Below are 14,541 nucleotides of genomic sequence, written 5' to 3'. Positions count from 1 at the left end.
CCCGTGCGCAGAGTCACCCAGTCCCGCAAGCTCCACCAGGTCCGCTACGACGTCCGCGGGCCGATCCTCGAGGAGGCCCAGCGCCTCGAGGCCGAGGGACACAAGATCCTCAAGCTCAACATCGGCAACCCCGCGCCGTTCGGCTTCGAGGCCCCCGAGGCGATCCTGCAGGACATGGTCCACCACCTGCCCAACTCCCAGGGCTACAGCGACTCCCGCGGCATCTACTCCGCCCGCACCGCCGTCGCGCACTACTACCAGTCGCGCGGGCTGACCGACACCCACGTCGACGACATCTACATCGGCAACGGCGTCTCCGAGCTGATCTCGATGGTGCTGACCGCCTTCGTCGACGACGGCAATGAGATCCTCATCCCGGCGCCGGACTACCCACTGTGGACCGGCGCCGTGACGCTGGCCGGCGGCACCCCGGTGCACTACCGCTGCGACGAGTCCAACGGGTGGAACCCCGACCTCGCCGACATCGAGTCCAAGATCACCGACAACACCCACGCCCTCGTCGTCATCAACCCCAACAACCCGACGGGTGCGGTCTACAGCGACGAGATCGTGCGCGGCATGGCCGACATCGCACGCCGGCACAACCTCGTCCTGATGTCCGACGAGATCTACGAGAAGATCCTGTTCGCCGACGAGGCCAGCCAGCCGGTGCACCACCACACGGCGACCTTCGCCGGCGACGACGTGCTGTGCCTGACCTTCAGCGGGCTGTCCAAGGCCTACCGCGTGTGCGGCTACCGTGCGGGCTGGGTCATGGTGTCCGGGCCCAAGGAGCTGGCGACCGACTTCCTCGAGGGCCTGACCCTCCTGGCCAACATGCGCATGTGCGCCAACGTCCCCGGCCAGCACGCGATCCAGACCGCGCTCGGTGGCTACCAGTCGATCGAGGAGTACATCCACCCCGGCGGCAGGTTCTACGAGCAGAGCAAGACGGCGTGGCGCCTGCTCAACGAGATCCCCGGGGTCTCGTGCGTCGAGCCGCACGGGGCGCTCTACTGCTTCCCCCGGCTCGACCCCGAGGTCTACGCGATCGAGGACGACCAGGCCTTCGTCATCGACCTGTTGCGCAGCAAGCGGATCCTCGTCACCCACGGCACCGGGTTCAACTGGTTCGAGCCCGACCACTTCCGCCTCGTGACGCTCCCCGACGTGGACGTGCTCACCGAGGCGATCGGGCGGATCGCGGACTTCCTGGAGACCAAGCGCGCCTGATGGCTGTCGTGCGGCGGGGCGATGCCGGGCTGCTCGCGGTGGTCGCCGCGGGTGGGGTGGTCGGCTCCCTCGCCCGGTATGCCGTGGGGCTGGCACTCCCCCACGTCTCGGGGGCCTTCGCGTGGTCGACGTTCCTCGTCAACGTCACGGGGTCGCTCGCCATGGGTGTCCTCGTGGTCTGGGTCCTGTCGATGGACCGACCGCACCCGTGGCTGCGACCCTTCCTCGGGGTCGGGGTCCTCGGGGGGTGGACCACCTTCTCGTCGTACGCCCTGGACACCCACGCGATGGTGCAGGCGGGGCACGGACTGGTCGCGGCGGCATACCTCGTGGGGTCGCTGGTGGCCGGGCTCGTGGCGGTGGGGCTCGGGGTCACGCTCGGCGAGCGGTTGTTCGGGCGGCGACCGTGACGTGGCTGATCGTCCTGGCGGGCGCGGCAGTCGGGGCACCCTTGCGGTTCCTCGTCGACCGCTGGGCCCGCGAACACACCCGTGCCGGCACGATCCTCGGCACGCTCATCGTCAACGTGGTCGGGTCGTTCGTGCTGGGGGTCGTGGCGGGGGTCTCCCACCCGGCTGACTGGCTGATGCCGTTGGTGGGCATCGGTTTCTGCGGGGCGCTCACGACGTTCTCGACGCTGGCCTTCGAGACGTGGGTGTTCCTCGAGGAGCGGGCGTGGCGGCCGTTCGCCGGCAACCTGGCGCTCTCGCTGGGGCTCGGACTTCCGGCCCTCTGGCTCGGCTTCGCCCTCTGACAGGCGAGTGAGCGCGAGGTGCGTCTCCCCAGCCGGGGACGAGCACATCGCGCTCACTCGGCGCACCACTCAGTGGCCCGCGCCGCCCTCCAGTGCCTCGGCCGGCAGGTGCTCGGGCAGGGCACGGGCCACGACGGCAGCCAACAGCATCAGCCCGACGAGCACGGCGAGGGCCACCTCGATGGCCGGCCGGAACATCTCGGCAGGCACCACCGACGCGTGCGCATCCACCACCGAGAAGAACAGCGACCCGACGACGGCCACCCCGGCGGCGCCGGAGAGCTGACCTGTCGTGGCGAACAGCCCCGAGGCCGAGCCTGCCTGGTCGACCGGCACGTCCGCGAGCGTGAACACCCCGATCGGCGACACCATCAGCCCGAACCCGGCACCAGCGACCAGCAGGCCCGGCATGAACGCCCACACCGACGTCGCGGCATCAGCCGAGTGGACCGTCACGCCGAGGACGACCGCGCCGAGGGCCCACGTCAGCGCCCCGATCTGCAGGACCCGCCGGCCGATCCGTGGCGCGAGCACTGCCACCGCGAGCCCGGCCGTCACCGTCGTCATGAGCGAGAACGGCACCCCGGTGAGCCCGGCCTTGAGCACCGACCAGCCCAGCCCGGCCTGGAAGTAGATCGTCTGGCAGAGGAAGTACGAGCTCATGGCCATGAACAGCAACGCATTCAGCCCGGACCCGGCTGCGAACCCACGACCTGAGTAGAGGCTGAGCGCCACCAGCGGCTCACGTCCCTCACGCTCGGACCGCCACTGGTTGCGCGCGAACCCGACGAGGACGGCGACCCCGGCGGTCATGACGGCATACACCCACAGCGGCCAGCCGAGCTCGCGCCCGAGGGTGAGCGGGTAGAGCACGGCGAGCAGGCCCGTCGCGAGCGTGGCGACGCCGCGCAGGTCGATCCGGGGACGACGCGTCGCCACCGACTCCGGCACCCAGCGCAGGGCGGCCGCGATGGCGAGCAACCCGAACGGCACGTTGACGAGGAAGATCGAGCGCCAGCCGAGGCCACCGAGGTCCGCCTCGGTCAGCACCGCACCGATGACCGGCCCGAGCACCGCGGACAGGCCGGCGAGCCCGGTGAACATGCCCATCGCCCTGGCCCGCTCGTGCGGCGCGTACATCACCTGCAGGCTCGAGAGCACCTGCGGGATCATCGCCGCGGCCGCTACTCCCTGCAGGGCACGGAAGGCCACGAGCAGCTCGGCGTTCGGCGCGAACCCGCACGCGGCCGACATCAGGGTGAAGCCGACCAGACCGCCGACGAACACCCGCTTGCGCCCGACCAGGTCACCGAGCCGCGAGCCGGTGATCAGACCGACCGCGAACGCCAGCGGGTAGGCCGCGACCATCCACTGCAGCTGTGCGGCACTCGCCCGCAGCCCCGCCTCGATGGTCGGCAGCGCGACGTTGACGATCGTCGTGTCGAGCAGCTCCATCGTCGAGGCGAGGAACAGGCTGAGCAGCGCGATGGTCCGCGCCCGCCCGAGCGGCAGCGCACCCCGCATGACCACCGCCTCACGGGGTGGCTGGGTCTGCGGCTGCGCGGATGCCGAGTGCTCGCCGTCGCCGTGAGCCGCCAGGATCGTGCTGGTCATGTCCTTCTCCTCGTTCTCGTCCGGTCGTCCTGCTGTCACGTCCGACGTTAGGGAGGCTTCCGGTCACTTTCTGACCGCTTGGTGAGGCACTCTGGATCCATGGCCAACACCAGCTCGCGCACCCTGCGACTCCTGTCGCTCCTGCAGACCCACCGGTTCTGGCCCGGTGGCGAGCTCGCGGACCGGCTCGAGGTCTCCGACCGGACCCTGCGGCGGGACATCGACCGGCTGCGCGAGCTCGGCTACCCGGTCGACTCGGTCCGGGGCGTCGACGGCGGCTACCAGCTCGGCGCAGGGGCGACGATGCCACCGCTGACCGTCGACGAGGACGAGGCGATCGCGATGGTCGTCGCCCTCAACGGCGCGGCGCAGCTGACCAGCGGCGAGCTGTCGGAGGCGTCCGTGCGGGCACTGTCGAAGGTCGTCCAGGTCCTGCCGCCCAAGCTGCGGCGCCGGGCGGAGGCCCTGCGGGCGGTCACCGAGGACTCGCCGTTCGCCGAGGCCCCGGCCGTGAGCGCCGAGGTCCTCGCAGCGGTCGCCCAGACCACCAGGGACACCGAGCGGGTGCGCTTCACCTACCACGCGCGCGGCGGCCAGGGTGCGGGCACGGACGTGCGCCGGCACGTCGAGCCCCACCGCCTCGTCACCGTCGGCCGTCGCTGGTACCTGCTCGGGTACGACCTCGACCGGCAGGACTGGCGGTCCTTCCGGCTCGACCGGCTCAGCGAGCCGCAAGGCACCCGAGCCCGGTTCCGGCCACGCGAGATCCCCGGCGGCGACGCGGCGGCATACGTGCGAAAGGGACTGTCCCGCAACGAGTCCGGCCTCGTGGTCCGGGCCCTGGTGCACGCCCCGCTCGAGGAGGTCGAGCCTCGGACGGGCCGCTGGGGGCGGCTGAGCGTCGTCGACGAGCGCACCTGCCGGATCGAGATGGACGCCGTGGACCCGCGCTGGGCGGCCTTCGGCCTGGGCGTGATCGGTGCGCCGTTCACCCTCGAGGAGGGCACCGCCGAGCTGCGGGCGGCCCTGGCGGACTGGTCGGCCCGGTTCACCGCCGCTGTCTGACCTCGCTGGGACACTGGGACCATGTCCACCACCTGGCAGCTGACCGTCGACTGCACCGACACCGCCCGGCTCGTGACGTTCTGGTGCGAGGCCCTCGACTACGTCCCCGAGCCCGCGCCCCCCGGCTGGGCCAGCTGGCTCGACTACTGGCGTGCCGGCGGCATACCCCAGTCCGAGCTCGAGGGCGCCGAGGCCGGCAGTGGCGCGATCGTCGACCCCGAGGGCGTCCGACCGCGGATCTGGTTCCAGGAGGTGCCGGAGCCCAAGGCGGTCAAGAACCGCCTGCACCTCGACCTCCGGTTCACGCCCGGTCGCGAGGCGATGCCGTATGCCGAGCGGCGCGCCGCCGTCGAGGCCGAGGCTGAGCGGTTGGTCGCTCTCGGCGCGAGCGTGGCCTACGTCAACGCCCCCGAGGGAGCCGACTACTTCGCGATGACCCTGCGCGACCCTGAGGGCAACGAGTTCTGCGTGGTGTGACGGGGTCGGCGCCGACACCTGAGAGGCTGTCGCCGTGCTGACGACCAACGACGTGGCGAAGTGCGAGCAGTGGTTCGTCGACCACGGCCTGCCCTACTTCGTGGAGTCCGGCCACGAGGCGATCCAGCGAGCGCTGGCCCCGCGCATCGTCGGGCTGTGGGCGGCGTTCGCGGCGGTGCCGGCGGTGGCCGTCACCATCGTCGCCCTGAACCTGGGCGCGAGCGCCGGCGAGGCCGTTGCGCTCGGGCTGCTGACCGCGGCGGTCGTGGCGCTCGGCCGAGCGGTGCGGGTGTTCCGGGTCGGGCGGATCGGTCGCTGGGCGCTGGCCCACGCGTGGGAGAACCGCTCCCTGATCGGGCCACTGGCGACCCGCGCCCTGCCGTTCCTGTTGCTGTTCATCACCTTCCTGTTCATCAACACCGAGGTGTGGCAGGTGTCGTCGGCACTGCCACGGCACCTGTTGTGGTCCTGCGTCGGCATCTTCGCGCTGCTGGCCGTGGCGTTCCTCGCACCCTCGTTCCGCAGCGAGATCGAGCGAGTGGGCGCCGAGGTCGAGGGTGAGCAGCTCGCCGCCACCTGTGAGGGCACGCCGGTCGCGTCGGCCGCGCGCGAGATCCTCGCCGAGCCCCACCTGGCCAGCGAGGTCGCCGGCATCCGGCTGCCCCCGCTGCAGCGACGCAACCTCATGCTCATGCTCTTCATCGCCCAGGCGATCCAGATGCTGTCGCTGGCCCTGATCGTGTTCGCGTTCTTCGTCGTGTTCGGCTCGATCGCCATCCGCCCCAGCGTCATCGAGGCGTGGGTGGGGACGGCGCCGCGCTACACCGGACCGTTCCACCTCGTCAGCGACGAGCTGTTCTCCGTCGCGATCTTCCTGTCGGGCTTCGCCGGGCTCTACTTCACCGTCCAGGCTGTCATCGACCAGAACTACCGGCGCGAGTTCTTCTCCCGCATCGAGCACGACCTGCAGCGGGCCATCGGTGTGCGCAAGGTCTACGTCGCCCTACGCGCCCACCTCGCCGGCTGAGACGAGCCGCCTCCGGTCACGCCGCGCGAGCACCGAGAACAGCACCGCCACCGCGAGCCACCCCAGCGCGAACAGCCGCTCGGCCGACCCGTCGCCACCGTCCGGCGAGGCCTCGAACAGCGACTCGATCCAGGTCGGCCAGATCGCCGTCACGACCGTCAGGACGAGGGCCACTGCGGCCAGGACCAGCTCGGTCCACATGCGGGTTCTCAGGCTCACGGCCTTCTCCTATCCGTAGAAGCGGGGTAGCGACAGCAGGTTGTTGGTCGTGGTCGCGTCAGCAGCCGTCGAGAGGTACTCCAGGGGATGCTGCTGGTCCGGCTCGAGCGTGCGCACCCGGGCCCTGGTGCCATCGGGGCCGACGGTGTAGACCTCGGTGCCCGCCTGGATCCGGCGGATCACCTCCTGACGGGTCATCGTGTAGGTCGTCGCCCCGTCCGTGAGCCGCAGCTTGAGGATCCCGGACGGGTAGGGGTACTCGTGCGCGAGCCGCACATGGGTCGCACGCATCGACACGATCCCCGTGGCCTGGGTGTAGTACAGCCCGCGTCCCATGGTCGAGGCATAGAGCCGGTGCGTCGCCGGGTGGATGCCCAGCCCGGTGACCGGCACTCGAGGCAGGTCGTACTCCCCGAAGCTGTCGTTGGCCCAGTACCAGGTGGACCCCCGGTCGTTGCTGCGGAAGACGCCGATGTCCGAGCCGACGTACAGCACGTCAGGGTTCTCGGTGTCGACCACGACGTCGAGCAGCGCGATGTTCGGCAGCCGCATGGCCGCGGTCGTGCCGTTGCACGCTGCCCACGTGGCGCCACCGTCGGTGGACCGGAAGATGTGCGGGTCGGTGGCGCCGAACGTGACGTACACCCGGTTCTTGTCGAACGGGTCGACCGTGATCGCCGTGGCGTAGACGGCCGGCAGCCGGTTGGCCGCGGTCGCAGGCTCGGTCCACGAGGCACCCGAGTCACTGCTGCGGTAGACGCGCCCCTCGGAGGTGACGACGTAGACCCGGCGGGCGTCGGTGCTGGCAAAGGCGACCTTCGAACCCCGGTGCGGCAGGGTGAAGACCGACGTCCAGTCGACGCCGGCGTTGGTGCTGCGGTAGATCCGGTGTCGTGCGGCGTAGCTGGCCGTCACCACGTCGTTCGCGTCCTTCACCTCGTCGGACACGGTGGCGGCACCGACGACGATGGACCCGTCACCCGGCTTCACCGCGACATGCGCGAAGGACGCCGCCTTGGTGTTCCGGTTCTGCGAGGCCCACCAGTCGGTCAGCCCGCCCGTGGGGTTGCTCCACCCGACCCCGCCGTTGGTGCTGCGGCGCAGCTGGCCGTCACCCGGCGAGACGAAGACGTGGTTGGAGTCGTTGGGATCGATGACGAACATGCCCCACTCGTTGCCGCCACCGTGGTCGGCCCACACCGACGACCCGTTCGTCTGGATGATGCCCTGGTCCTGGGTCGCAGAGCCGACGAGGAAGGACCCGGTGCCCGAGATGCCCAGGCTCATCAGCTGGGTGGCGACCAGGTTCGAGCTGCGCAGCGACCAGCTCGAGCCGTTGTCGGTCGTGCGATAGACCCCTCCGTCGCAGCAGACGTAGGCCACGTCGTCGTCCGAACGGTGGAAGACCATCTGGTGGTGGTCCGAGTGGGTGCCCGGCGACGCGACGTAGGTCCACGCGTCGAACGAGTGCTTCATGTCCACGCTCGCGAGGTAGATGTGCCGTCGCTGACGCGGGTGCACGGCGACGAGGCTGCACCACTCGTCGTACTTCGTGCCCACGCTGCCCGGCGTCTTGAGCCACTCCTCGCCGAGGTCCCCACTGATCAGGGTCGTCGCGGAGTTCTTCCCGAGCTTGGCCACGACGAAGTTGGACCCGCCCTCACCCGAGCGCCCGATCGCGAGCTTGATCCACCCGACGTCCGACCCGGTGGGCATCTGCTCCGTGAAGCCGAAGATGATCGCGAACACCTTGACCCTCGGACCCGTGAGCCGGGTCCAGTGGGCTCCGCCGTCCAGCGTCTTGTAGACCGCGTCGTCGTGGATGCCGGCCAGCATCACCAGAGGGTTGTCGTGCTTGATGACGAGGTCCGTGGCGCGGCCCGGGAGCAGCTGGTCCCAGGTGTAGGCAGGGACCCCGCCCAGGGTCACTGCGAGACCGGGCCTGCCTCGGTAGACGCCGGCATCCGTGGCCAGGTAGACGATGCTGCTCGTCGTCGGGTGCACCACGACCTTGTTGGTGCGGGCGCCGACCTGCGCGGCCGTGCCGATCTGCCGCCACGTCGACCCGGCGTCCGAGGACTTGAAGACCCCCACGCCGCCGTACGACGGGCTCCAGCCGGGGGTGTCCTCACCGGTGCCTGCGTAGGCGACGTTGCCGTTGCTCGGGGCCATCGCCACGCCACCGATCGCGAGGCTCTCCTCGAACTTCCAGGTCGCCCGCCAGGTGTCGCCGCCGTTGGTCGACTTCCACACCCCACCGTTCGCCGCGCCGGCGAGCAGGACGTTGCTGTCCGAACGGTGCATGGCGATCGACTTGACGCGGCCGTTGATGTTGGTGGGGCCCAACGGGAACCACGGTCCCACCCGGTTGGCCACCCGGGCCAGGATGGGCCAGTACGGCCAGAGCCGGTCGACCCCGATGACGTCGCGCAGGTCGCCGAGGCGCACGAGGATGTCGTCGAGCACCGACCACTGCGGGTTGCCTCCGAGGGGCGCAGGCGGCAGCGAGCGACCGAGCTCGCGCACCGCGGCACGGTGCGCGGCGACAGCCTGGTCGAGCCGGCGTCGTCCCTCCTCGCCGGCCTGGTCGGTGTGGTGCCGAGTGGCGAAGTAGTCGCGGAACGCGGCGCGGTCCGCGACGTCGGACACGGACGCGATGTGCCCCGTGGCCACGGCGTCGGCGACGGTGCGGCGCAGGAACATCTCGAGCCCGACCCGTCGCAGGGTGTCAGGCTCCTTGGGAAGCGCCACGGCGGCATAAGTGCCGGGGCGGTCCACGCGCCCCCACACATAACGGTCCTGCGGGTTCCAGCCCGAGGCGTCGACGAGGGCCCACGCCTCGCGCTCGGGGTCGTAGCGCATCAGCCTCGCGGTGCGCGGGTCGAGGGCTGCGACACCGCGACGGGGGCGGAGCTTGAGCGTCCGGGACAGTTCGTCGCTGGTGGCGGTCACGGACACCGCACGGGTGAGGAAGACCTCGCGGTCGGCATGGCCGGGCGGGTCGGTGGCCTCGGCCTTGGCCCGTCCCCCGCGACCCAGCAGCACGATGGCCTCGTCGATCGGGCCACCGCCGGGGTCGAGCCGCTCGACCCTGGCCTCGCGCATCACCTCGACGTGGGCCACGGCGGCGTCGCGCACCCGGTCGAGCTCGACGTGGTCGTTGCTGCCGTGGACCTGGCGGAACCACTCCGCCTTGCGGCCCATGTCCTCGAAGAACTGCTCAGGCATCGTGATGGCCCCTCGTCTGCAGGTTCTTGACGCCGATGAGGCGCAAGCTCAGCCTGTCCTCGCAAGACGTACCTGACATCGACCAAACGACGTACAACACAGCCAAAGGCCCGGGTCGCCCACCCGACACGCCGGGACACGCGGGCACAACATCTGGTGCCACGGTTTGGGAGGTGGCCCCCTATATGGTGGCGACAGCTGGTCCGAAGCCGTGATCCAACGGCTTCGGGGCAAGAGGGAACCCGGTGCGAGTCCGGGACTGCCCCGCAGCGGTAAGTGGAAACGAACGCCGTCACCAAGCACTGGACGCGAGTCTGGGAAGCGACGGCCAGTAGGCCCCGTCGGCACCTGCCGACAGCCGTCCACGAGTCCGAAGACCTGCCAGCAACCGCGCACACCGTGCGCGGTGTGGTCGTGACCTCGAGGGCGGGTCCATCGACAGCGCAGCAGCGACCTCGGCACCGCCGGGCGGTCGCCTCGCGTCGTCGCCTCCTCCGCGGTCCCGGCCCATCGGAACCGCTCGCGAGGAGAGAGCAGATGACCCTGACCCCCGCTGCACCCGACGAGGTGCAGGACCCGGTCGCCCCCACCCGGCGTACCCAGATGCAGGTGCGCAAGCGCAACGGAGACACCGAACCCGTCGACGTCATGAAGATCGTCCGGGCCGTCGAGCGCTGGTGCGACGACCTTGCCGAGGTCGACCCCATGGCGATCGCCACCCGCACGATCAGCGGGTTGTACGACGGGGCGACCACGGCCGAGCTGGACCGGCTCTCGATCCAGACCGCGGCCGAGATGACCTCGGCGGAGCCGGAGTACTCGCGGCTCGCGGCCCGGCTCCTGTCGAACTACATCGACAAGGAGGTGCGGGGCCACCAGATCGCCTCGTTCAGCCAGGCCGTGCGACTCGGGCACCTCGAGGGCCTGATCGGCGACGAGACCGCGGAGTTCGTCGAGCGCAACGCGCGCAAGCTCGACCACGCCATCGACCTCGACGCCGACCGCCGGTTCGAGTACTTCGGCCTGCGCACCGTCTACGACCGCTACCTGCTGCGCCACCCCCAGACCCGCGACGTCATCGAGACGCCCCAGTACTGGCTGCTGCGCGTGGCCTGCGGCCTGGCCCGCACCGCCAGGGAGGCGATCGACTTCTACCTCCTGATGTCGTCGCTGTCGTACCTGCCGAGTTCGCCGACCCTGTTCAACTCCGGCACGCAGCACACCCAGATGTCGTCCTGCTACCTCGTCGACAGCCCGCAGGACTCGCTCGACTCGATCTACGACCGGTACTCCCAGGTGGCCAAGCTGTCGAAGTTCGCCGGTGGCATCGGGATCTCGTGGTCGCGGGTTCGCTCGCGCGGCGCGCTGATCCGCGGCACGAACGGCCACTCCAACGGCATCGTCCCGTGGCTGCGCACCCTCGACTCGTCGGTCGCGGCGGTCAACCAGGGCGGGCGTCGCAAGGGCGCCGCCTGCGTCTACCTCGAGCCGTGGCACCCCGACATCGAGGAGTTCCTCGAGCTGCGCGACAACACCGGCGAGGACGCCCGTCGGGCACACAACCTCAACCTGGCCAACTGGATCCCCGACGAGTTCATGCGGCGGGTCGAGGCCGACGAGCAGTGGAGCCTCGTCGACCCGAACGCCGTGCCCGAGCTCCCCGACCTGTGGGGCAAGGACTTCGAGGACGCGTATGCCGCCGCGGAGCGCGACGGGCGCGTCGTGCGCACCGTGAGTGCGCGTGAGCTCTACGGCAAGATGATGCGGACCCTGGCGCAGACGGGGAACGGCTGGATGACGTTCAAGGACGCCTCCAACCGCACGTGCAACCAGACCGCCGAGCCCGGCAACGTCGTGCACCTGTCCAACCTGTGCACCGAGATCATCGAGGTATCGAGCAACGACGAGACGGCCGTCTGCAACCTCGGCTCGGTCAACCTCGCCCGGCACCTGACGGCGCAGCGTGACGGAATCGACTGGGAGACACTGCGATCCACCGTCCGCACCGCGGTCACCTACCTCGACCGGGTCATCGACATCAACTACTACCCGAGCACCGAGTCCGCGGCCTCCAACCCGCGCTGGCGTCCGGTCGGCCTCGGCATGATGGGGCTGCAGGACGTCTTCTTCGCGCTCCGGCTGCCGTTCGACTCCGCCGAGGCGAAGGAGCTGTCGACCCGGATCTCCGAGGAGGTCTACCTCTCCGCCCTGGAGCGGTCCGCCGAGCTGGCGGCGGAGCACGGTGCGCACCCGGCATACGACCAGACGAGGGCTGCGCGGGGCGACCTCCAGCCCGATCTCTGGGGGGTGACCCCGACCCAGACCGAGCGCTGGGGCGCGGTGCGGGCGGCGATCGCCGAGCACGGCCTGCGCAACAGCCTGCTCGTCGCGATCGCGCCCACGGCGACCATCGCGTCGATCACCGGCGCGTACGAGTGCATCGAGCCGCAGGTGAGCAACCTGTTCAAGCGAGAGACGCTCTCCGGTGAGTTCCTCCAGGTCAACACGGCGTTGGTGCGCGAGCTCAAGGCCCGCGGCCTGTGGACCCCCGAGGTGCGCGAGGCGATCAAGCGCAGCGAGGGTTCGGTCCAGGGGATCCTCGACCTGCCCGAGGACGTGCGGCTGCTGTTCCGCACCGCCTGGGAGCTGCCCCAGAAGTCGCTGATCGAGCTCGCGGCCGCGCGTCAGCCGTACATCGACCAGAGCCAGTCGCTCAACCTGTTCCTGGCCTCGCCCACCATCGGCAAGCTCAGCTCGATGTACCTGTTCGCGTGGAAGGCCGGCCTCAAGACGACGTACTACCTGCGCTCGCGTCCGGCGACCCGCATCCAGCAGGCGACGGTGTCCGTCGGCGCCAGGGCTGCCTCCGTGCCGGTGGGGACTGCGCCCGCCTTGCCCGCGCCGGTGGGCACCGCACCCCTCGCAGCCGCGGCGGTCGTCGCGCCGACCGCTCCGGCGGCGGCCATCGCTCCCACCACGCCCACCCCCTTCACCGACGAGGAAGCCATCGCGTGCTCCCTCGAGAACCCCGAGACCTGCGAGGCCTGCGAATGACCACCACACACGCCACCACCCAGTCCGACACCCCTTCCAGGACCCGGATGCTGCTCGACCCCGGCATGAACCTCACGCTGCGGCCGATGCGCTACCCGCACTTCTACGAGAAGTACCGCGACGCCATCAAGAACACGTGGACCGTCGAGGAGGTCGACCTGCACTCCGACCTGGCGGACTTGAAGAAGCTGACCGAGGCCGAGCGGCACCTGGTCAGCCGGCTCGTGGCCTTCTTCGCCACGGGCGACACCATCGTGGCCAACAACCTCGTGCTCAACCTGTACCAGCACATCAACTCCCCGGAGGGCCGGCTGTACCTGAGCCGTCAGCTGTTCGAGGAGGCGGTGCACGTGCAGTTCTACCTGACCCTGCTCGACACGTACGTGCCCGACGAGCAGCAGCGCGCAGAGGCGTTCGCCGCGGTCGACAACATCCCGTCGATCAAGCACAAGGCCGACTTCTGCTTCCGGTGGATCGACTCGGTCTTCGAGCTCGACGCGCTCGAGACCCGGGAGCACCGCAAGGCGTTCCTGCTCAACCTGATCTGCTTCGCCGCCTGCATCGAGGGGCTCTTCTTCTACGGCGCCTTCGCGTACGTGTACTTCCTGCGTTCCCGCGGGCTGCTCAACGGCCTCGCGTCGGGCACCAACTGGGTGTTCCGCGACGAGTCGATGCACATGTCGTTCGCGTTCGAGGTGGTCGAGACGGTGCGCGCCGAGGAGCCCGACCTGTTCGACGACCAGATGGCGGCGGACGTCCGCCAGATGCTGCGCGACGCGGTCGACGCCGAGGCGCAGTTTGCCCAGGACCTGCTGGGCGGCGGGGTCGCCGGGCTCTCGACCGGCGACATGCGGCTGTACCTCGAGAACGTGGCCGACCGGCGGCTGCAGCAGCTCGGGCTCGAGCCGGAGTACCGCTCGAAGAACCCGCTGGCGTTCATGGAGCTGCAGGACGTGCAGGAGCTGTCGAACTTCTTCGAGCGGCGCGTCTCGGCGTACCAGGTCGGGGTGAGTGGGTCCGTCGGGTTCGACGACGAGTTCTGACCGACCCCCACAAGCAGGTATGCCGGGTGGTCACCGCAGGGGGCCGGCCACCCGGCATACCCATGCCCGAACCGACATGATGGGGACATGAGCCGCCGCCTGTCCCTTGCCATCGGGGGGATCCTGTTCGCCGTCGGAGTCCTCTGGACCCTGCAGGGCCTCGGGATCGTGGAGGGCAGCTCGATGAGCGGCGTCAAGCTCTGGGCCGCGATCGGCCCCTTCGTCGCCCTCATCGGCCTGGTCGTCGCGATCAGCGCCGGCCGCGGCCGCCGCCAGCCCTGACGCGGACCCCAGCTCAGGCGAGCGGCGGTGCGCCTACTCCTTGGGGGGACAGCGCCGGGTCGCATCGTCGGGCGACTCCTCGGCCGCGACGTGGTCCGCATCGAGGGCGGCGCCCAGGATCAGGTCGGCCGCCTGCGCGAGCCACCCCGACATCTCGGGGGCAAGGGCTGCGAGGCGATCGTCCAACGTCTGACCGAGAACAGCCTCCCACTGGCCGTTCGCCCACTCGCGCTGGCGGATCCCCGTCGGCGTGGGACGCAGGAGCAGGCTGCGCCGGTCGCTGGGGTGGGGCACCCGCGCCAAGAGACCCGCCTCGACCAGTCGGTCCGCGACGCCGGTCACCGACCCCGGGGTGATGCCGAGCCTGCCCGCCAGCTCCTTGGGGGTCAGCTCACCGGCCTCGACCAGGTGAGCCAGGGCAGTCAGCTCGGTCGTCCCCAGGTGAAGCCGCGAGGCGATCGCACTGCGCATCCGGTCGGTCGCGAAGACGACATGGCGTAGCTCGGCCCCCAGGAGCCGGGCCGCCTCGTCCGCCTGCATCATCC

At 70.3% G+C, this 14,541-nt stretch carries 13 protein-coding genes and 1 riboswitch; of the genes, 9 read left to right on the top strand and 4 right to left on the bottom strand.

From position 1 onward, the window contains the following. Positions 1–3 precede the first annotated feature (3 nt). The 3 genes from AC1DV7_RS07680 to AC1DV7_RS07670 are packed head-to-tail and all read left to right on the top strand — an operon-like array spanning position 4 to position 1,987. Positions 4–1,233 carry a pyridoxal phosphate-dependent aminotransferase gene (locus tag AC1DV7_RS07680; RefSeq protein WP_477596206.1) on the top strand — a complete coding sequence of 410 codons (1,230 nt, stop codon included), beginning with the start codon at positions 4–6 and terminating at the stop codon, positions 1,231–1,233. Continuing rightward, positions 1,233–1,643, top strand: a complete 411-nt coding sequence (locus AC1DV7_RS07675) for a fluoride efflux transporter FluC (RefSeq protein WP_477596204.1) — start codon at positions 1,233–1,235, stop codon at positions 1,641–1,643. The genes AC1DV7_RS07680 and AC1DV7_RS07675 overlap by 1 nt, the downstream gene beginning before the upstream one ends. Further along, the gene (locus AC1DV7_RS07670) at positions 1,640–1,987 is read left to right on the top strand and encodes a fluoride efflux transporter FluC (RefSeq protein WP_477596202.1); all 348 of its coding nucleotides are present in this window, start codon (positions 1,640–1,642) and stop codon (positions 1,985–1,987) included. The genes AC1DV7_RS07675 and AC1DV7_RS07670 overlap by 4 nt, the downstream gene beginning before the upstream one ends. Before the next feature lie 69 nt (positions 1,988–2,056). On the opposite strand, the gene AC1DV7_RS07665 is transcribed toward AC1DV7_RS07670, so the two are convergent. Continuing rightward, a complete protein-coding gene (locus AC1DV7_RS07665) occupies positions 2,057–3,601 on the bottom strand; it encodes an MFS transporter (protein ID WP_477596200.1) in 1,545 nt (514 codons plus the stop codon). A 99-nt stretch (positions 3,602–3,700) separates the two neighbouring features. Here AC1DV7_RS07665 and AC1DV7_RS07660 point away from each other — a divergent pair, with 99 nt between their 5' ends. Genes AC1DV7_RS07660 through AC1DV7_RS07650 form a run of 3 tightly spaced genes read left to right on the top strand, consistent with a single transcriptional unit; the run spans position 3,701 to position 6,170 of the window. Next, a complete protein-coding gene (locus AC1DV7_RS07660) occupies positions 3,701–4,666 on the top strand; it encodes a helix-turn-helix transcriptional regulator (protein WP_477596198.1) in 966 nt (321 codons plus the stop codon). A gap of 21 nt (positions 4,667–4,687) precedes the next feature. Further along, a complete protein-coding gene (locus AC1DV7_RS07655) occupies positions 4,688–5,143 on the top strand; it encodes a VOC family protein (RefSeq protein ID WP_477596196.1) in 456 nt (151 codons plus the stop codon). A gap of 34 nt (positions 5,144–5,177) precedes the next feature. Continuing rightward, positions 5,178–6,170, top strand: coding sequence for a hypothetical protein (locus AC1DV7_RS07650; protein ID WP_477596194.1), 993 nt, complete (start codon positions 5,178–5,180; stop codon positions 6,168–6,170). Here the strand turns inward: AC1DV7_RS07650 and AC1DV7_RS07645 are convergent. Both AC1DV7_RS07645 and AC1DV7_RS07640 read right to left on the bottom strand, forming a co-directional pair. Further along, positions 6,147–6,389 carry a hypothetical protein gene (locus tag AC1DV7_RS07645; RefSeq protein WP_477596192.1) on the bottom strand — a complete coding sequence of 81 codons (243 nt, stop codon included), beginning with the start codon at positions 6,387–6,389 and terminating at the stop codon, positions 6,147–6,149. The genes AC1DV7_RS07650 and AC1DV7_RS07645 overlap by 24 nt on opposite strands. 9 nt (positions 6,390–6,398) lie before the next feature. After that, complete coding sequence (locus tag AC1DV7_RS07640; protein WP_477596190.1) at positions 6,399–9,617, bottom strand: VPS10 domain-containing protein; 3,219 nt, start codon at positions 9,615–9,617, stop codon at positions 6,399–6,401. 182 nt (positions 9,618–9,799) lie between these two features. Next, positions 9,800–10,017, top strand: a riboswitch (cobalamin riboswitch). Between the two features lie 137 nt (positions 10,018–10,154). On the opposite strand from AC1DV7_RS07640, the gene AC1DV7_RS07635 reads away from it, so the two are divergent. The 3 genes from AC1DV7_RS07635 (at position 10,155) to AC1DV7_RS07625 (ending at position 13,996) form a co-directional block, all read left to right on the top strand. Further along, the gene (locus AC1DV7_RS07635) at positions 10,155–12,671 is read left to right on the top strand and encodes a ribonucleoside-diphosphate reductase subunit alpha (RefSeq protein ID WP_477596188.1); all 2,517 of its coding nucleotides are present in this window, start codon (positions 10,155–10,157) and stop codon (positions 12,669–12,671) included. Further along, on the top strand, positions 12,668–13,714 hold the full coding sequence (locus AC1DV7_RS07630; protein WP_477596186.1) for a ribonucleotide-diphosphate reductase subunit beta: 1,047 nt from the start codon (positions 12,668–12,670) through the stop codon (positions 13,712–13,714). Before AC1DV7_RS07635 ends, AC1DV7_RS07630 begins: the two co-directional genes overlap by 4 nt. A gap of 87 nt (positions 13,715–13,801) precedes the next feature. Further along, positions 13,802–13,996 (top strand): hypothetical protein, encoded by a 195-nt coding sequence (locus AC1DV7_RS07625; RefSeq protein ID WP_477596184.1) that lies wholly within the window; start codon positions 13,802–13,804, stop codon positions 13,994–13,996. Between the two features lie 33 nt (positions 13,997–14,029). Here AC1DV7_RS07625 and AC1DV7_RS07620 read toward each other — a convergent pair whose 3' ends face one another. Then, the gene (locus tag AC1DV7_RS07620; protein WP_477596182.1) at positions 14,030–14,539 is read right to left on the bottom strand and encodes a MarR family winged helix-turn-helix transcriptional regulator; all 510 of its coding nucleotides are present in this window, start codon (positions 14,537–14,539) and stop codon (positions 14,030–14,032) included. Positions 14,540–14,541: the final 2 nt, after the last annotated feature.

The sequence above is a fragment of the Pedococcus sp. P2_E4 genome (assembly GCF_056403935.1).
The sequence above is the reverse complement of the archived record's forward strand: the minus strand, read 5'-3'. Positions and strand labels throughout refer to the sequence as shown.

Excerpts from the sequence above, each read along its gene's own strand:
- AC1DV7_RS07675 (WP_477596204.1), top strand. The coding sequence starts at position 1,233 with ATGGCTGTCGTGCGGCGGGGCGATGCCGGGCTGCTCGCGGTGGTCGCC.
- AC1DV7_RS07665 (WP_477596200.1), bottom strand. The coding sequence starts at position 3,601 with ATGACCAGCACGATCCTGGCGGCTCACGGCGACGGCGAGCACTCGGCA.
- AC1DV7_RS07660 (WP_477596198.1), top strand. The coding sequence starts at position 3,701 with ATGGCCAACACCAGCTCGCGCACCCTGCGACTCCTGTCGCTCCTGCAG.
- AC1DV7_RS07655 (WP_477596196.1), top strand. The coding sequence starts at position 4,688 with ATGTCCACCACCTGGCAGCTGACCGTCGACTGCACCGACACCGCCCGG.
- AC1DV7_RS07640 (WP_477596190.1), bottom strand. The coding sequence starts at position 9,617 with ATGCCTGAGCAGTTCTTCGAGGACATGGGCCGCAAGGCGGAGTGGTTC.
- AC1DV7_RS07635 (WP_477596188.1), top strand. The coding sequence starts at position 10,155 with ATGACCCTGACCCCCGCTGCACCCGACGAGGTGCAGGACCCGGTCGCC.
- AC1DV7_RS07630 (WP_477596186.1), top strand. The coding sequence starts at position 12,668 with ATGACCACCACACACGCCACCACCCAGTCCGACACCCCTTCCAGGACC.
- AC1DV7_RS07625 (WP_477596184.1), top strand. The coding sequence starts at position 13,802 with ATGAGCCGCCGCCTGTCCCTTGCCATCGGGGGGATCCTGTTCGCCGTC.
- AC1DV7_RS07620 (WP_477596182.1), bottom strand. The coding sequence starts at position 14,539 with ATGATGCAGGCGGACGAGGCGGCCCGGCTCCTGGGGGCCGAGCTACGC.